The sequence below is a fragment of the Pseudomonas sp. NBRC 111138 genome, assembly GCF_001320835.1.
Classification (GTDB): domain Bacteria; phylum Pseudomonadota; class Gammaproteobacteria; order Pseudomonadales; family Pseudomonadaceae; genus Aquipseudomonas; species Aquipseudomonas paracarnis.
Window position 1 is genome coordinate 43,074 of record NZ_BCBO01000002.1, and the last position, 15,936, is coordinate 59,009.

At 60.6% G+C, this 15,936-nt stretch carries 11 protein-coding genes; 5 read left to right on the forward strand and 6 right to left on the reverse strand.

The features are described from left to right. Positions 1–146 precede the first annotated feature (146 nt). Positions 147–1,082, forward strand: a complete 936-nt coding sequence (locus APH41_RS00340) for a hypothetical protein (protein WP_054916947.1) — start codon at positions 147–149, stop codon at positions 1,080–1,082. Positions 1,083–1,156: 74 nt separating this feature from the next. Here APH41_RS00340 and oadA read toward each other — a convergent pair whose 3' ends face one another. Together oadA and APH41_RS00350 are read right to left on the reverse strand one after the other, a co-directional pair. Next, on the reverse strand, positions 1,157–2,965 hold the full coding sequence (gene oadA / locus APH41_RS00345; RefSeq protein WP_034129149.1) for a sodium-extruding oxaloacetate decarboxylase subunit alpha: 1,809 nt from the start codon (positions 2,963–2,965) through the stop codon (positions 1,157–1,159). An 11-nt stretch (positions 2,966–2,976) separates the two neighbouring features. Continuing rightward, positions 2,977–4,392 (reverse strand): acetyl-CoA carboxylase biotin carboxylase subunit, encoded by a 1,416-nt coding sequence (locus tag APH41_RS00350; protein ID WP_003195732.1) that lies wholly within the window; start codon positions 4,390–4,392, stop codon positions 2,977–2,979. A 194-nt stretch (positions 4,393–4,586) separates the two neighbouring features. Between APH41_RS00350 and APH41_RS00355 the strand changes: the two genes are divergently transcribed. Further along, the gene (locus tag APH41_RS00355; RefSeq protein WP_034129151.1) at positions 4,587–5,561 is read left to right on the forward strand and encodes a LysR family transcriptional regulator; all 975 of its coding nucleotides are present in this window, start codon (positions 4,587–4,589) and stop codon (positions 5,559–5,561) included. Here APH41_RS00355 and APH41_RS27690 read toward each other — a convergent pair. From APH41_RS27690 to APH41_RS00370, 3 genes are all read right to left on the reverse strand, one after another. Further along, positions 5,491–5,688 (reverse strand): PA3496 family putative envelope integrity protein, encoded by a 198-nt coding sequence (locus tag APH41_RS27690; RefSeq protein ID WP_073526287.1) that lies wholly within the window; start codon positions 5,686–5,688, stop codon positions 5,491–5,493. The two genes, APH41_RS00355 and APH41_RS27690, sit on opposite strands and share 71 nt — an antisense overlap. A 262-nt stretch (positions 5,689–5,950) precedes the next feature. After that, positions 5,951–6,817: a transcriptional regulator HexR gene (gene hexR / locus APH41_RS00365; RefSeq protein WP_003177007.1), complete on the reverse strand. Its 867-nt coding sequence runs from the start codon at positions 6,815–6,817 to the stop codon at positions 5,951–5,953. Between the two features lie 162 nt (positions 6,818–6,979). Next, the gene (locus APH41_RS00370) at positions 6,980–9,853 is read right to left on the reverse strand and encodes an EAL domain-containing protein (RefSeq protein WP_054916950.1); all 2,874 of its coding nucleotides are present in this window, start codon (positions 9,851–9,853) and stop codon (positions 6,980–6,982) included. A gap of 278 nt (positions 9,854–10,131) precedes the next feature. Here APH41_RS00370 and uvrD point away from each other — a divergent pair, with 278 nt between their 5' ends. The 3 genes from uvrD to APH41_RS00385 all read left to right on the forward strand — a co-directional run bounded on the left by uvrD (position 10,132) and on the right by APH41_RS00385 (position 14,031). Next, positions 10,132–12,315: a DNA helicase II gene (uvrD, locus tag APH41_RS00375; protein ID WP_014720554.1), complete on the forward strand. Its 2,184-nt coding sequence runs from the start codon at positions 10,132–10,134 to the stop codon at positions 12,313–12,315. Positions 12,316–12,621: 306 nt separating this feature from the next. After that, positions 12,622–13,488, forward strand: coding sequence for a Tim44 domain-containing protein (locus tag APH41_RS00380; RefSeq protein ID WP_003195740.1), 867 nt, complete (start codon positions 12,622–12,624; stop codon positions 13,486–13,488). Positions 13,489–13,623: 135 nt separating this feature from the next. Continuing rightward, the gene (locus APH41_RS00385) at positions 13,624–14,031 is read left to right on the forward strand and encodes an SMI1/KNR4 family protein (protein ID WP_034129154.1); all 408 of its coding nucleotides are present in this window, start codon (positions 13,624–13,626) and stop codon (positions 14,029–14,031) included. A gap of 82 nt (positions 14,032–14,113) precedes the next feature. On the opposite strand, the gene APH41_RS00390 is transcribed toward APH41_RS00385, so the two are convergent. Beyond that, on the reverse strand, positions 14,114–15,874 hold the full coding sequence (locus APH41_RS00390) for a cation:proton antiporter (protein WP_054916952.1): 1,761 nt from the start codon (positions 15,872–15,874) through the stop codon (positions 14,114–14,116). Between the last annotated feature and the right edge of the window lie 62 nt (positions 15,875–15,936).

Here is a 15,936-nt window from a genome sequence, read left to right on the forward strand (position 1 = left end):
CCCCGGCCACACCAGCAGAGCCCCCTGCACACCCGCCAGCGATGTCTGGCGAGCTCAAGACTGCCCATAGCCAACCGTCCAATGGCTTGCTCAATACCCATACCATCAAACTCATGACTACCCCAGGCTCAGCGAGCAGTCACGGTATGAATATCGACCACTTGGCCAAACTGACCCAAAGCGACGCCAATCTGGCTAACCCCCACCTCATGACAGCCGTTGAAATCGTCAACAGCCCGGATGTACAGATCAAGGCGCCTGTTCATGGCTTGGTCAGCTCCGGGCTCACCTCCGTCTGGCTGGATAACCGAGGGGTCATCACCGGTGCAACAGGCACGGGTGTGAAGCTGGACGGAAATAAAGCCGATGAAGTGACCAATCAGGGCGTTATCACCGGCGGCAACGGCGTAGCCCTCGACATGGGAGGCGGTGACGATCTGTTGATTATCAAGAAAGGCAGCCGTTTCAACGGCGAAGTGGATGGGGGCAGTGGCACCAATCAGGTGATTCTCGACGACGCTGAAGGAGGGACTTTTGAAGGGGCGACAAGAATGCAGCATCTGTGGGTCGGCAAAGGCTCCTGGGAGCTGACCGGTGCACTGCACGCCAACCGACAAGGCAAGGTGTACAGCGACGCGACGTTGATCAACCGTAGTGGGATCAAGGGCACAATGGATATCGAGCCGGGCGCGAGCTATTCCGGCGGTAACGTCGACAATCTTAACGTAGCCGGCACCCTGCTGCTCGACCCCGCGATTACGGCGCGGACAAGGATCACCAATGATCTGAATCTGAAACCAGGATCGAGCGTGAATTTCAAAATCGGCGTGGATCAACAGCACTCCGTGCTGAACGTCGGCAACACATTAACGTTGGGGAACCCCACCCTGCACCTTGACGTACAGCCAGAGAGCGACGAGTTGCTCAAGCGCCAGCTACCCATCGCCAAAGCAACCACCATTGATGGGAGGTTCGGCGCCATCAGCAGTAACCTGACCACCCTGGAACCTGAATTGATCTACACCCCGAAGGGCATTTTTGTCGAATTCAAACGCAAGGAGATCCCGGCAATCACCGCCTGATGGTCAAAAAATCAGCAAAAAAAAGGGGGCACATGCCCCCCCGAGGTTTAAGCGGTAGTTGGAAGGCTGAGTAATCAGCCTTCGATCTCGATCAGGATTTCCCCAGGGTTCACCCGGTCGCCCTTGGCCACATGAACAGCGGCGACCTTGCCGGCAATCGCTGCCTGCACTTCGGTCTCCATCTTCATGGCTTCGGTAATCAACACGGCCTGGCCGGCCTTGACCACGTCGCCGACCTTGACCAGCACATCGACGATATTGCCCGGCATCGCCGTGCTGACATGGCCCGGTTCGGTCGCGTGCTTGCGCTTGCTGCCGCCGCTGCTGACAAATTCGTTTAGCGGCTCGAACACCACTTCTTCCGGCATGCCGTCGATGGACAGGTAGAAGTGACGCTTGCCTTCGGCCTTTACACCGACACCGGTGATATCCACGCGGTAGCTTTCGCCGTGCACGTCGATAACGAATTCGGTCGGTACACCTTCACCGCCAGCACGGGCCACGCCGCCCGCTTCCGGGATCGGCAACAACACTTCAGGGGCCAGGGTGCCGGCGTCGCGTTCTTCGAGGAACTTGCGCCCGATGTCCGGGAACATGGCGTAGGTCAGCACGTCTTCTTCGGACTTGGCCAATGCGCCGATTTCGCCGCGCAGCTTGGTCATTTCCGGCTTGAGCAAATCCGCCGGGCGCACGTCGATCACGTCTTCGCTGCCGATGGCCTGGCGGCGCAGTTTTTCGTTCACCGTACCCGGCGCCTTGCCGTAACCGCCTTGCAGGTAGAGCTTCACTTCGTTGGTGATGGTTTTGTAGCGCTCGCCGGCCAATACGTTGAAGAACGCCTGGGTGCCAACGATCTGCGAGGTCGGCGTTACCAGTGGCGGGAAGCCGAGGTCTTCACGCACTCGGGGAATCTCGGCCAGCACTTCGCTCATGCGGTTCAGGGCGCCCTGCTCTTTGAGCTGGTTGGCCAGGTTGGAGATCATCCCGCCCGGCACCTGGTTGACTTGCACACGGGTGTCGACGGCGGTGAATTCGCTCTCGAACTGGTGGTACTTCTTGCGCACGGCGTAGAAGTACAGGCCGATCTCTTGCAGCAGTTCCAGGTCGAGGCCGGTGTCGAACTCGCTGCCTTTAAGGGCTGCGACCATCGACTCGGTGCCCGGATGGCTGGTGCCCCAGGCAAAGCTGGAGATGGCCGTATCGATGTGGTCGGCACCGTTTTCGATGGCCTTGAGTTGGCACATCGCGGCCAGGCCGGCGGTGTCGTGTGAATGGATAAAGATCGGCAGGTTCTGCTCGGCTTTGAGTGCCTTGACCAGTTCGCCAGTGGCGTAGGGCGTGAGCAGGCCGGCCATGTCCTTGATCGCGATGGAGTCGCAGCCCATGGCTTCCAATTGCTTGGCCTGGGCCACGAACGCTTCCACGGTATGCACTGGGCTGGTGGTGTAGGCGATAGTGCCTTGTGCATGTTTGCCAGCGGCTTTCACCGCTTCAATGGCCACGCGCAGGTTACGCACGTCGTTCATTGCATCGAAAATGCGGAACACGTCGATACCGTTGACCGCCGCCTTGGCCACGAAGGCTTTGACCACGTCGTCGCTGTAATGGCGGTAGCCCAGCAGGTTCTGGCCGCGCAGCAGCATTTGCAGGCGCGTATTGGGCAGTGCGGCACGCAGTTGGCGCAGGCGCTCCCACGGGTCCTCCTTGAGGAAGCGCACACAGGCGTCGAAGGTCGCGCCGCCCCAGACTTCCAGGGACCAGTAGCCAACTTTGTCGAGCTTGTCGCAGATCGGCAGCATGTCGTCGGTGCGCATGCGGGTGGCCAGCAACGATTGGTGGGCGTCGCGCAGGATGGTGTCGGTTACGAAGATCTTCTTGCTCATTGTTATATTCCTCACAGGCCTGCGTGGGCGGCGATGGCGGCGGCGATGGCCAGGGCCAGCTCTTCGGGTTTGCGCTTGATCGAGTAGTTGGTCAGCTCAGGGTGGCTTTCCACAAAGCTTGTATTGAACTGGCCGCTACGGAATTCCGGGTTGCGCAGGATTTCCTGATAATAGGCGGCAGTGGTCTTCACGCCTTGCAGGCGCATGTCGTCCAGGGCACGCAGGCCGCGGTCCATGGCTTCTTCCCAGGTCAACGCCCACACCACCAGTTTCAGGCACATGGAGTCATAGAACGGCGGGATGGTGTAGCCGGTGTAGATCGCCGTGTCGGTACGCACGCCGGGGCCGCCAGGGGCGTAGTAACGGGTGATCTTGCCGAAGCTTGGGAGGAAGTTGTTCTTCGGGTCTTCAGCGTTGATACGAAACTGCAACGCGAAACCACGGTGCTGGATATCTTCCTGCTTGACCGACAACGGCAGGCCGGAGGCGATGCGGATTTGCTCGCGAACGATATCGATGCCGGTGATTTCTTCGGTGATGGTGTGTTCCACCTGCACCCGCGTGTTCATCTCCATGAAGTACACCTCGCCCTCGGCGAGCAGGAACTCCACGGTGCCGGCGTTCTCGTAGCCCACGGCCTTGGCGGCGCGCACCGACAGATCGCCGATGTAGGCGCGCTGTTCCGGGGTCAGTTGCGGGCTGGGGGCGATTTCGATCAGCTTCTGGTTGCGACGCTGGATCGAGCAGTCACGCTCGAACAGGTGCACCACGTTGCCAAAGCTGTCGCCGAGGATCTGCGCCTCGATGTGCTTGGGATTGACGATGCATTTTTCCAAGAACACTTCCGCCGAACCGAAGGCCTTGGTGGCTTCGGAAATCACGCGGGGAAAGGCTTGTTCAAGTTCTTCGCGACTGTTGCAACGACGAATGCCACGGCCGCCACCACCGGAGGTGGCCTTGAGCATCACCGGGTAACCGATACGGTCGCCTTCAGTGAGGGCTTCGTGGATGTCGGCAACGTTGCCTTCGGTGCCCGGCGTGACCGGCACACCGGCCTTGATCATGCTGCGGCGCGCTTCGGTCTTGTCGCCCATGCGGCGAATCACTTCTGCCGAGGGGCCGATGAACTTGATGCCGCGCTCGGCACAGATATCTGCCAATTCGGCGTTTTCCGACAGGAAGCCGTAGCCGGGGTGCAGCGCATCGCAGCCGGTTTCCACCGCCAGGTTCACCAGCTTGCGCGGGTTCAAGTAACCGGCGAGCGGCTCGGCACCGATGCTGTGGGCTTCGTCGGCACGCTTGACGTGCAACGCATGGCGGTCGGCGTCCGAATAAACCGCGACCGAGCGAATGCCCATCTCGGCGCAGGCACGCACGATTCGTACGGCAATTTCACCACGGTTGGCGATCAGGATCTTTTTTATCACTTGGAAATTCCCTTGAGCCGATTTGCGTGCTTCGACCCGTTGCAGCCGGGCCGGCGCGTGACCAAATGTTTCATGACAGTCGCGAGACACACACTATGCGCACAGGAGAATTAACAAAAATCAATAATTATTGGGTTGTGTATAAGTAAAGACTTATAGTTAGCGGGAACACCAAGGGGCCGAGGCTTTATAAAATGCGTAAGTCATTGATGCGTATGACATTGCGTCAATTGCAGATCTTCAATGAAGTGTGTGATTTGCGTTCCTACAGCCGTGCCGCCGAGGAAATGTCCCTCACCCAACCGGCGGTCAGCCTGCAAATTCGCCAGCTGGAAGAACTGATCGGCCAACCGCTGTTCGACTATGTCGGCAAAAAACTCTACATGACCGAGGCCGCCGAAGCTTTGCAACGGGCCAGCCGCGACATCTTCGGGCGCCTGGAAAACCTCGATATGCAGCTGTCGGACATGCAGGGTTCACTGCAAGGCCAACTGAAACTGGCGGTGGAGTCCAGCGCCAAGTATTTCGTGCCGCACCTGTTCGCCGCCTTCAAGCGCCAGCATCCGGAAGTGCAATTGCAGCTCACGGTGGTCAACCGTGCCCAGGTGATCCGCCGGCTCTCGGACAACCGCGACGACCTGGTGATCATGTCCATGGTGCCCCAGGACATGGGCCTGGAATTCCTGCCGTTTCTCAACAATCCGATTGTCGCCGTGGCGCTGCCAGATCATCCGTTGAGCCTGCAAGGGCCACTGCGCTTGCAGGACCTGGAGCCTTATACCCTGCTCATCCGCGAGCCGGGCTCTGGCACGCGACTGGCCTGCGAGGAATACTTCAAGGAAAAACGCGTGCACTTCACCCAGACGGTGGAAGTGGCCTCGGCCGAGGCGCAGCGTGAATGTGTGAGTGCAGGGTTGGGCGTGGCATTGCTGACGCGCCACGCCTTGAACCTGGAGCTGGCCACCGGCGGGCTCAAGGAGCTGCCGGTGGAAGAACTGCCGCTGTACCGCAGTTGGTGCCTGGTACAGGCCAAGGCTAAACGCCTGTCACCGGTGGCCCATGCGTTCCTGGGCTTTATTCGCAGCGAACGGGTGCAGATCAGCGCGCTGGCTGAGCGTTTCGCTGGGCAGCCACGGGTGCCTGCCAATGCAGTTCCGGGTAGTCACTGATGCTCTGGAGCAACTGGCGCTCCTCGCAACGGTCTTCGATGGCGCGACGGAACGCCATGCGGCGCTGGTCTTCCTGCTGACGACGGGTCTTGACGGTGCTGTTGCTGTCTTCGTAGGGCCGGGTCATTTGGAGTCTCCCAATGCGAGTACGGGGAGTACAGGATGGGCGTGGGGGATGACGGTTTGGCGGCGCGGGGATTACAGGATGATGAATCTTGCGAAATTGACGCAAACTCCCTGTGGGAGCTGGTTCGCTGTGGCGAGCAAGCTTGCTTGCGCTGGGGTGCGAAGCGCCCCCAAAAAGCCGGAGACTGCTGCGCAGTCAGCGGGAGCAAGCTCCCTCGCCACAGCAAGCCAGCTCCCACACTTTGACCGAGTATGGCCTGGGCTTAGTCGTCGAGGGCTTTGACGGATTTTGGCGAGAGGCGAAGGCTACGCAAGCTGCGCTTCACGCTCTTGAGGTGGTTAACCAGGCTCGGGCCACGGGCCATGGCCACGCCCATCGCCAACACGTCGATAACCACCAGGTGGGCAATGCGCGAGGTCAGCGGCGTGTAGATTTCGGTGTCTTCATGCACGTCGATCGCCAGGTTCACCGTGGACAACTCGGCCAATGGCGTCTGGCTCGGGCACAGGGTAATCAACGACGCGCCGCTCTCACGCACCAGGTTGGCGGTGATCAGCAGGTCTTTGGAACGACCTGATTGGGAAATGCAGATGGCCACGTCAGTAGGCTTCAAGGTCACCGCCGACATCGCCTGCATGTGCGGGTCGCTGTAGGCCGCGGCGGTCAGCAGCAGGCGGAAGAACTTGTGCTGGGCATCGGCCGCCACCGCGCCGGACGCACCGAAGCCGTAGAACTCGACGCGCTGGGCCTGGGACATTGCGGTCACGGCCTTTTGCAGCTCCACCGGGTCGAGCTTCTCACGCACTTCCATCAAGGTGTGCAAGGTGGTGTCGAAGATTTTCAGGCTGTAGTCGGCGACGGAGTCGTCTTCATGGATTGCAAACTGGCCGAAGCTCGCACCGGCAGCCAGGCTTTGCGCCAGCTTGAGCTTGAGGTCCTGAAAGCCGGAGCAACCAATGGCGCGGCAGAAGCGCACGATGGTCGGCTCGCTGATGCCCACGCTGTGGGCCAAGTCGGCCATGGAACTGTGCATCACGGCCGCAGGGTCAAGCAGCACATGATCGGCAACCTTGAGTTCCGATTTGCGTAACAGGTGGCGCGACTGGGCGATATGTTGCAACAGGTTCAAAGGGCAGGACTCTTGTTATTGGCAGGCGCCAGGGATGTAGCAAGCTTGTAGTTATACTACAAGAATTGTCGTTTTGCCCGTTAGATGCATCACTAAATCGCCCTGCTCCCCTCTGATTCAGCGGGCAGCCGCTATGTAGCCATAAACGCGGCCTACGCTGCGTTAAGAAAAATCTGAGTTTTTGCGTAACAAATCCGCCAGCCCTTCGGCCCTCATGGGCGGGCTGATCAGGTAACCCTGTACCTCGTCACACTGCTCACCGCGCAGGAAATCCAGCTGCTGCTGATCCTCCACTCCTTCGGCCACTACCTTGAGCGCCAACCCGTGGGCCATGGCGATGATCGCACGGGTGATGGCCGCATCCTCGCGCCCCTGGCCAAGCCCCCGGATAAAGGCCTGATCGATTTTTACGTAGTCCACCGGGATACGCTTGAGGTAGCTGAGGGACGAATAACCGGTGCCAAAGTCGTCGATGGCCAGCTTCACCCCCAGGTCGCGCAATTGCTGGAAGGTGGCGATGATGTGTTCAACGCTGTCGAGCAACTGGCTTTCGGTCAGTTCCAGCTCCAGGTACTGCGGGTCCAGTGCGGTTTCCTCCAGCACTTGGCGCACCAGGCTGACCAGCTTGCCCTGGCGCAGCTGATGCACCGACAGGTTGACCGACACGCGAATCGGCGCCAGCCCCTGACGCTGCCATTCGCAGGCCTGCCAGCAGGCCTGGCGCAGCACAAATTCGCCCAACGGCACGATCAAGCCGGTTTCTTCCGCCAAACCGATAAAGTCACTCGGCGGCACCATGCCCCATTGCGGATGCTCCCAGCGGACCAACGCCTCGGCAGCCTTCAGCTTGCCAGTGACCAGGCACAGCTTGGGTTGGTAAAACACCGTGAGCTGACGCTCGTCGATGGCTTTGCGCAGGTGGTTTTCCAGCTGCAAACGCTCCAGGGTGCTGGCTTGCAGGCTGTCGGTGAAGAACTGGAAATTGTTCCCGCCCAAATGCTTGGCGTGCTGCATCGCCATATTCGCCTGGCTGACCAGTGCAGAAATTTCCCGTGCGTTATCAGGCAACAGGCTGACGCCCATAGAGGCGCTTACCACCAGCTCATGCCCCTCCACGTTCACCGGCACGCGCAGCTTCGCCAGCAACCGGGTCGCCACCCGCGCCAGGCTGGATAAGTTGCCATAGGCGTCAAACAGTACGGCGAACTCATCACCGGACAGGCGCGCAATGGTGTCGGCCTCCGGCAGCGCGTTGATCAAGCGCCGCGCCATTTTCTGCAGCAGTTGGTCGGCCACTTCATGGCCCAGGCTGTCATTGAGCAATTTGAAGCGGTCGAGGTTGATATGCAGCAGCGCGAGGCTGCGACCGCCTTGGCGCACCCGCTGGTGAGCTTCGCGCAGCCGTTCGCGAAACAGCGAGCGGTTGGCCAGGCCGGTCAACTCGTCGTAGTGGGTGAGGTAGCGCATGCGCTCTTCCGACTCGCGCCGGGCGGACAGATCGGCGAAGAATCCTACGATATGACTGACGTTCCCCCGTACATCACGCACCACATTCAGCTGTAGCCATTGCGGGTACAGTTCGCCGTTCTTGCGCGTCTCCACCAATTCGCCCTGCCAGGTGCCGTGGCTGAGCAATGCCTGGCGGATCAGCGGGAAGTGGCGCCGCGCATCGCGACTGCTGGGCAGTTCCACGACGTTGCGGCCAAGCATGTCGTCGATGTCGAAACCGGTGACGCGGCTGAACGCCTGGTTCACGGCGATCAGCGCGTAGTTCGGGTCGAGGATCACAATGCCTTCGCTGGCCGCCTCGAACACCGTCGAAGCCAGGCGTTGCTGCTCCTCCACCGCCTTGCCGGCGCTGATGTCGCGGCGCGTGCCCAGCATACGGATGACGCGGCCACTGGGCGTGCGCTCCACGGCGCGCCCGCGGTCTTCGATCCACACCCAATGCCCATCGCCATGACGTATCCGGTACTCCACCTGATAGTCCTCGCTGCGGCCTTTGAGATGCTCTACCAGCGCGTGTTTGAGCAGTGGCAGATCGTCGGGGTGCAGGCGCGGTTTGAGGTGGCTGAGCATCGCCGTGACGTATTCGGGCTCCAGGCCAAACAACTCCTTGAGTTGCGTGTGGTGGACCTCGTCGGTTTGCAGGTTCCAGTCCCACAGGCCCAGTTCACTGGCTTGCAGGGCCATGGCCAGGCGCGCTTCGCTTTTACTCAAGGCGAGGCTGGCAGCATCCAATTGCTGGCTGCGTTGCGCCACACGATCTTGCAGACCGACCTGGGCTTCACGCAAGTTCTGCTCCACCTCGCGGCGCTGCTCGACTTCGCGCACCAGGTCCTGGTTCAACTGCTCACTGCGTTGCTGCGCCTGCTGTAAATGCTCGATCAGGGCCTGGTTCTGGAAACGGCGCAACAACCCGCGCTGGATCAGGCGGTTGACCTGCCACGCGACCAGGCTCAGGGACGCCAGCAGGATCAGCCCGAGGACGCCCCAGCCTTTTTGCTGCGGTGTGCCATTCCAGAACAGGTAGACGATGGCCGGCACCAGGCACGGCAAGGCAAACGACAGGTAAGCCCAAAAGCTCACGGCATAGGCCACGCTGGCCGACAAGGTGGCGGCGCCGATCAGGCCAAACACCCAGGCCTGATGCATGAAGCTGTCCGTGGGCACCAGGGCAATGGCCGCAACGGAGAGGGTCAGGCCACTGACCGCCGAGCCGAGCATGAACATACGGCGCCACACGGGCTGGGCCTGCCGGCTGGGCATGGCCGAATCAAAGGCTGCCACTTGAATCACGCGCATCGCCACCAGGGCAAGCAGCCAGAGCAGCCAGACGCTGTCCAGCAGGTACTGATTGGGGTTCCACAGCAACCAGGCGCAGACCAGGCCGTTGACCAGCATCAGCAGCGTCGGCAGCAACGAACCTTGATACAGCAGGCGCGTGCGCTCAACCGCGATTTCGGTTGCATAGTGTTTACGGATGACCTGTGCCGGGGCCGGCGAGGGGCCAAACAGGTCGGTGCTAAGGGTCATAGGCGGTGTTCTTATAATGGTGAGCCCGAAACGTCGACGGAGCATACACAAGCAAGCGCCTGGGCCAAACTGCTACAAGTCATAAAAAACCTGCTGCGATAGGCCGCAAACCTTTGGCCCAGACCGCTTGAGCAAGACACTGCATGGGCTGCGGCCGATGACCAACCGGTCATCCCCCCCGTCAGAATGTTCGCCGCGTCGGTAGCGTGCAGGCGTTTTGCATCGACCATCCGGCATTGGGATTTGCCCAGGCCCCCCAAGGCCCATAGAATGCGTCGATGCGCGATGATCTCTCTCTTTTGCTGAACTCCCTCAACGATGCCCAACGCCAGGCCGTAGCGGCCCCCGTTGGCCGTCAGTTGGTCCTGGCCGGTGCTGGCTCCGGTAAAACCCGAGTGCTGGTGCACCGTATCGCCTGGTTGATCCAGGTCGAAAACGCGTCCCCGCATTCCATCCTGTCGGTGACCTTCACCAACAAGGCCGCTGCCGAGATGCGTCATCGCATCGAGCAGTTGATGGGCATCAGCCCGGCCGGCATGTGGGTGGGCACCTTCCACGGCCTGGCGCACCGCCTGTTGCGGGCGCATTGGCAGGAAGCCGGCCTGAGCCAGACCTTCCAGATTCTCGACAGCGACGACCAGCAACGCCTGGTCAAGCGCGTGATCCGCGAACTGGGCCTGGACGAACAACGCTGGCCGGCGCGCCAGGCGCAGTGGTTCATCAACGGTCAGAAAGACGAGGGCCTGCGCCCGCAACATATCCAGGCCAGCGGCGACCTGTTCCTGGCCACCATGCGCAGCATTTATGAGGCCTATGAAGCGGCCTGCGTGCGCGCCGGCGTCATCGACTTCTCCGAACTGCTGCTGCGTGCCCTCGACCTCTGGCGCGACAACCCCGGTTTGCTGGCCCATTACCAGAAACGCTTCCGCCATATCCTGGTGGACGAGTTTCAGGACACCAACGCCGTGCAGTACGCATGGTTGCGTCTGCTGGCCAAGGGCGGTGACAGCCTGATGGTGGTGGGCGATGACGACCAGTCGATCTACGGCTGGCGCGGCGCGAAAATCGAGAACATCTACCAGTATTCCGAAGACTTCCCGGACGCGGTGACCATCCGCCTGGAGCAGAATTACCGCTCCACCGCCGGGATCCTCAAGGCGGCCAACGCCTTGATCGCCAACAACACCGGGCGCCTGGGCAAAGAGCTGTGGACCGACGGCGGCGAAGGCGAAGCGATCAACCTGTACGCGGCGTTCAATGAGCACGATGAAGCGCGCTACGTGGTCGAAACCATTGAAAGCGCACTGAAAACCGGCCTGGCCCGCAGCGATATCGCGATTCTGTACCGTTCCAACGCCCAATCACGGGTGCTGGAAGAGGCCTTGCTGCGCGAGCGCATCCCGTACCGCATCTATGGCGGCCAGCGCTTCTTCGAGCGCGCCGAAATCAAGAACGCCATGGCCTACCTGCGTTTGCTTGAAGGCCGTGGTAACGATGCAGCGCTGGAGCGGGTGATCAACATCCCGGCGCGTGGCATTGGCGAGAAAACCGTCGAAGCGATCCGCGACCATGCGCGCCATGCCGATGTGTCGATGTGGGAAGCCATGCGCTTGCTGATCGCCAACAAAGGCCTGACTGGCCGTGCTGCGGGGGCGTTGGGAGTGTTTGTCGAGCTGATCGAGAACCTGGCCGCCAAGTGCGCAGAGATGCCGCTGCACCTGATGACTCAGACCGTGATCGAGCAGTCCGGGCTGATCGCCTATCACGAAGCGGAAAAAGGCGAGAAAGGCCAGGCCCGGGTAGAAAACCTTGAGGAACTGGTCAGCGCCGCCCGCGCGTTCGAAAACACCGAGGACGACGAAGAGCTGACGCCGCTCGCCGCTTTCCTGGGCCACGCCTCGCTGGAAGCCGGCGATACCCAGGCCGACGAGCATGAAGACAGCATCCAGCTGATGACCTTGCACAGCGCCAAAGGCCTGGAATTCCCTTATGTGTTCCTGGTGGGCATGGAAGAAGGCCTGTTCCCTCACAAGATGAGCCTGGAAGAGCCCGGCCGCCTTGAAGAAGAACGCCGCCTGGCCTACGTGGGCATCACCCGGGCGATGCAGAACCTGGTGATGACCTACGCCGAGACCCGACGCCTGTATGGCAGCGAAACCTACAACAAGGTGTCGCGCTTCGTACGTGAGGTGCCGAAGGGGCTGATCCAGGAAGTACGCTTGTCCAACAGCGTCAGCCGCCCGTTCGGCGGTGGCCAGCAACAGAACTCCAGCAGCATGTTTGCCGGTTCCGAAATACCGGAAACCCCGTTCAGCCTGGGCCAGCAGGTCAAGCATGCGATCTTCGGCGAAGGCGTGATCCTCAACTTCGAAGGCGCAGGCGCCCAGGCGCGGGTGCAGGTGAACTTCGCCGAGGGCAGCAAGTGGCTGATGATGGGTTACGCCAAGCTCGAAGCGGTCTGAGCTGATCACCTGTGGCCATAGATTGCTTCCGCTGGCGTGCGCAGCGCGCCCGTTTTTTGGGGCTGCTGCGCAGCCCAGCGGGAGCAATCTCTGGCCACAATAAGCCCACCATCATGAAACACTGCGTAACATGAAGATTATTGGCCCAGCCTTGTTTTAGAGGCGTGCGGGCCAATATCTGTAATTGGTCCTACAGACCCTTCGGATTTGGTCTTACGCAAAAGCCCGAAACATTATGCCGCTAGCCACTGCCACGACACCTGTGCAACATGGCGCGCGTGCAATCCACAAATGGGAATTCCCTATATGAAACGTTTTCTTAGCATCGCCATGGCGTTGTGCATCGGCCTGACGATGAGCCTCGACGCCAACGCCAAACGCTTCGGTGGCGGCAAAAGCTCGGGCGCGGCACCGACTCACCAGACCAGCCAAATGGCTCCATCCGCCGGTGCCGGCGGTGCTGCGGCTACTGCAGGCGCAGCCGGTGCCGCTGGCGCTGCTGCCAAGGCCGGCGGTGCTTCGCGTTGGCTGGGCCCACTGGCCGGCATCGCCGCCGGTGGCCTGCTTGCGTCCATGTTCATGGGCGACGGCTTCCAGGGCATGCAGATCTTCGACATCCTGATCATGGGCGTCATCGCCTTTTTGGTCTTCCGCTTTATCGCCGCCCGTCGCCGCAAGCAGCAGGAGCACCTGGCTCCAGCCGGCGCGCCGATGCAGCGTGAAGCGTTCGAACAGAAGCCTGCCATGGGTTCGATCTTCGGTGGTTCGGCAGCCCCTGCCGCCCGTCCGGTGATCAACGCACCGGCCTGGTTCAACGAAGAGCGTTTCGTCGAAGCGGCCCGCAGCCACTTCCAGTCCCTGCAACAGCACTGGGACGCCAACGAAATGGACAAGATCTCCGAGTTCGTGACCCCGCAGCTGCTGGAGTTCCTCAAGCGCGAACGTGCCGAGATCGGTGACGCCTTCCAGTCGACCTACATCGACGACCTGCGCGTACAGCTCGATGGCGTGGATGATCGTGCCGACAAGACCATCGCCACCCTGACCTTCAGCGGCGTGTCGAAGTCCTCGCGCTTCGACCAGGGCGAAGTGTTCAGCGAAAGCTGGAATATGGAACGCGCCCAGGGCGACGACCAGCCATGGCTGGTCGCCGGTATCCGCCAGAACGGCTAATACCTGCGCGTTTGAGCAAGCGGTAACAAAAACCCCGGACATGTCCGGGGTTTTCTATTTCACGGTTGCACTTATAGCGAGCTACTGTATAAAACGCCCCTATAAACCGCGCCATCTAGCAAGAGGATCCCGGCCGTGGAAGAAATCATCGAACAACTGCGTGAAGCCAACGAACCGGTCCCGGTTCCTTTGGAGCTGCCTGACGAAGACCTGCTGGTGGAAATCGAGGAACAACTGTTCATCGACATCCCCTTTGTCTTCCGTGAATTCCTGCTGACCGTCAGTGACGTGGTCTACGGCAGCCTGGAGCCGGTGACCGTCACCGACCCACAGTCCCACACTTACCTGCCAGACGTTGCCGCCAACGCCTGGGATGCCGGTGTTGATCGCAGCCTGATCCCTATCTGCCAGGACGGCGACGACTACTATTGCGTCGAAGAAGACGGCACCGTCGTGCTGTGGTCCGGTGAGGAAGAACTGGTTACTGAAGAAACCTGGGAATCGGTGTGGCACTGGGCACGGGACGTCTGGCTGGAAAGCTGAGTCCCCTGACCTCTGGCAACCGGCTTTTGTGGCGAGGGAGCTTGCTCCCGCTGGGCGGCAAAGCAGCCCCCGCCAACGCCAGTCAGTGTTCCGTATCCTTGTGGTTATCCAGCGTCTCCAGCAACGCAACCTGCATCCGCGTATGCACACGGATAAACCAGCGCCAGAGCACTGCAGCCACCGCCGCCGTGACCACGGCAATCAACACCAGCAACTTGTTGGTCGGCAGAATACTGGCCGACAAGGCTGCCAATAGCAGGAAGATCACCAGCAGCGACAAGAGGGGGATCAGCTCCGCAATCACCCTTCGCACACGTTGGGTATGCCTCCCGGCCATTTCTGGTTTCACGCTCATCTCCGCCAGCAGCATCGACAGCGCCTTGAGCTTGCGATACGCCGCAATCAGAAACGGCAACGACACCAGCAGCGCCCCGCCCCAGATCAACGCCTTCTGCCAACTCTGATCGCTGACCCAGCCCTCGAGATACCCACCGATGCGCTCCGCGAAAAAGCTGCCGGCAAAGAAGATCGCGGTCACCAACGCCAGGTTTACCCCGACCTGCAGGATGATCTTGCGGATCATCGCGGCCAACATCGCCCCCTCGCCCTGTGGCTGAATGCTGCGCAACCATTCGCCATACATGCCGAACACTCGGCTCATACGCTTGGGCATTACCGTCGCGATCTTCAATGACAGCGGGTCCGCGCCACGAATCAGGTAGGGCGTGAGCAGCGTGGTGATCGCCGAAACGGCCACCGCCACTGGGTACAGAAAGTCGCTGGTGACCTGCAGGGTCATCCCCAGCGCTGCGATGATGAAAGAAAACTCGCCAATTTGTGACAGCCCCATACCCACCCGCAGCGAGGTGCGACCATCGTTGCCGGCGATAAACGCGCCCAGCCCGCAAGACAGCATCTTGCCCAACACCACGGCCACGGTGATCACCGCAATGGGCCAGGCGTATTGCAGCAGGATCTGCGGGTCGATCATCAAGCCAATCGCCACGAAGAAAATTGCGCTGAACATATCGCGAACGGGTTCGATCAGGCGTTCGATCTTAATCAACTGCCGGGATTCAGCCATGATCGCGCCGATCAAAAAGGCCCCGAGCACCATGCTGTATTCCAACTTCACCACCAGCAGGCAGAAACCAAAGCACAGCCCCAATACCGTGATCAGCAGCATCTCGTTGCTTTCAAACTTGGCCACATAAGCCAGCAGGCGCGGCACCAGCAAAATACCAATCACCAGCGCAACGATCATGAACAGCGAGAGCTTGCCGACAGTGGAGAACACCTCGCCGGAGCTGACCGTGCCACTCACGGCGATGCTCGACAGCAAGGCAATGATGCCGATACCCAGGATGTCCTCCACAATCAGCACACCGAAAATCAGCTGGGCGAACCGCTGGTCTTTCATCTTCAGGTCGTTGAGAGCCTTGACGATAATGGTGGTCGAGGAGATTGCCAGGATCGCTCCGAGGAACAGCGAGTCCATGGTGCTCCAGTCGAACCAGCGGCCGATCTCGTAGCCGATCCAGATCATCAGTACGATTTCCAGGAACGCCGCGATAAACGCCGTGGCCCCGACTTTGAATAGCTTGCGCAGGCTGAATTCCAGGCCCAGGCAGAACATCAGGAAGATGACCCCCAGCTCCGCCAGGGTCTTGATCGTGTCTTCATCGTGGATCAGGCCAAACGGCGGAGTGTGGGGGCCGATAATGAAGCCGGCGACGATGTAGCCCAACACCACCGGCTGCTTGAAGCGGTGAAACAGGATGGTGACCACCCCTGCCACCAGCATGATCACGGCCAAGTCCTGGATAAAGCTGATGGCGTGCATGGCGAGGGGCTCCTTGAGGGTGCCGGCGCTTTTCCCACTTCCGGCCTCGCCTTTGAAGGGTC

Bases quoted from the DNA above. Each gene is read 5' to 3' on its own strand.
- uvrD (WP_014720554.1), top strand. From the start codon at position 10,132: ATGCGCGATGATCTCTCTCTTTTGCTGAACTCCCTCAACGATGCCCAA.
- APH41_RS00390 (WP_054916952.1), bottom strand. From the start codon at position 15,874: ATGCACGCCATCAGCTTTATCCAGGACTTGGCCGTGATCATGCTGGTG.
- APH41_RS00370 (WP_054916950.1), bottom strand. From the start codon at position 9,853: ATGACCCTTAGCACCGACCTGTTTGGCCCCTCGCCGGCCCCGGCACAG.
- APH41_RS00340 (WP_054916947.1), top strand. From the start codon at position 147: ATGAATATCGACCACTTGGCCAAACTGACCCAAAGCGACGCCAATCTG.
- APH41_RS27690 (WP_073526287.1), bottom strand. From the start codon at position 5,688: ATGACCCGGCCCTACGAAGACAGCAACAGCACCGTCAAGACCCGTCGT.
- oadA (WP_034129149.1), bottom strand. From the start codon at position 2,965: ATGAGCAAGAAGATCTTCGTAACCGACACCATCCTGCGCGACGCCCAC.
- APH41_RS00380 (WP_003195740.1), top strand. From the start codon at position 12,622: ATGAAACGTTTTCTTAGCATCGCCATGGCGTTGTGCATCGGCCTGACG.
- APH41_RS00355 (WP_034129151.1), top strand. From the start codon at position 4,587: ATGCGTAAGTCATTGATGCGTATGACATTGCGTCAATTGCAGATCTTC.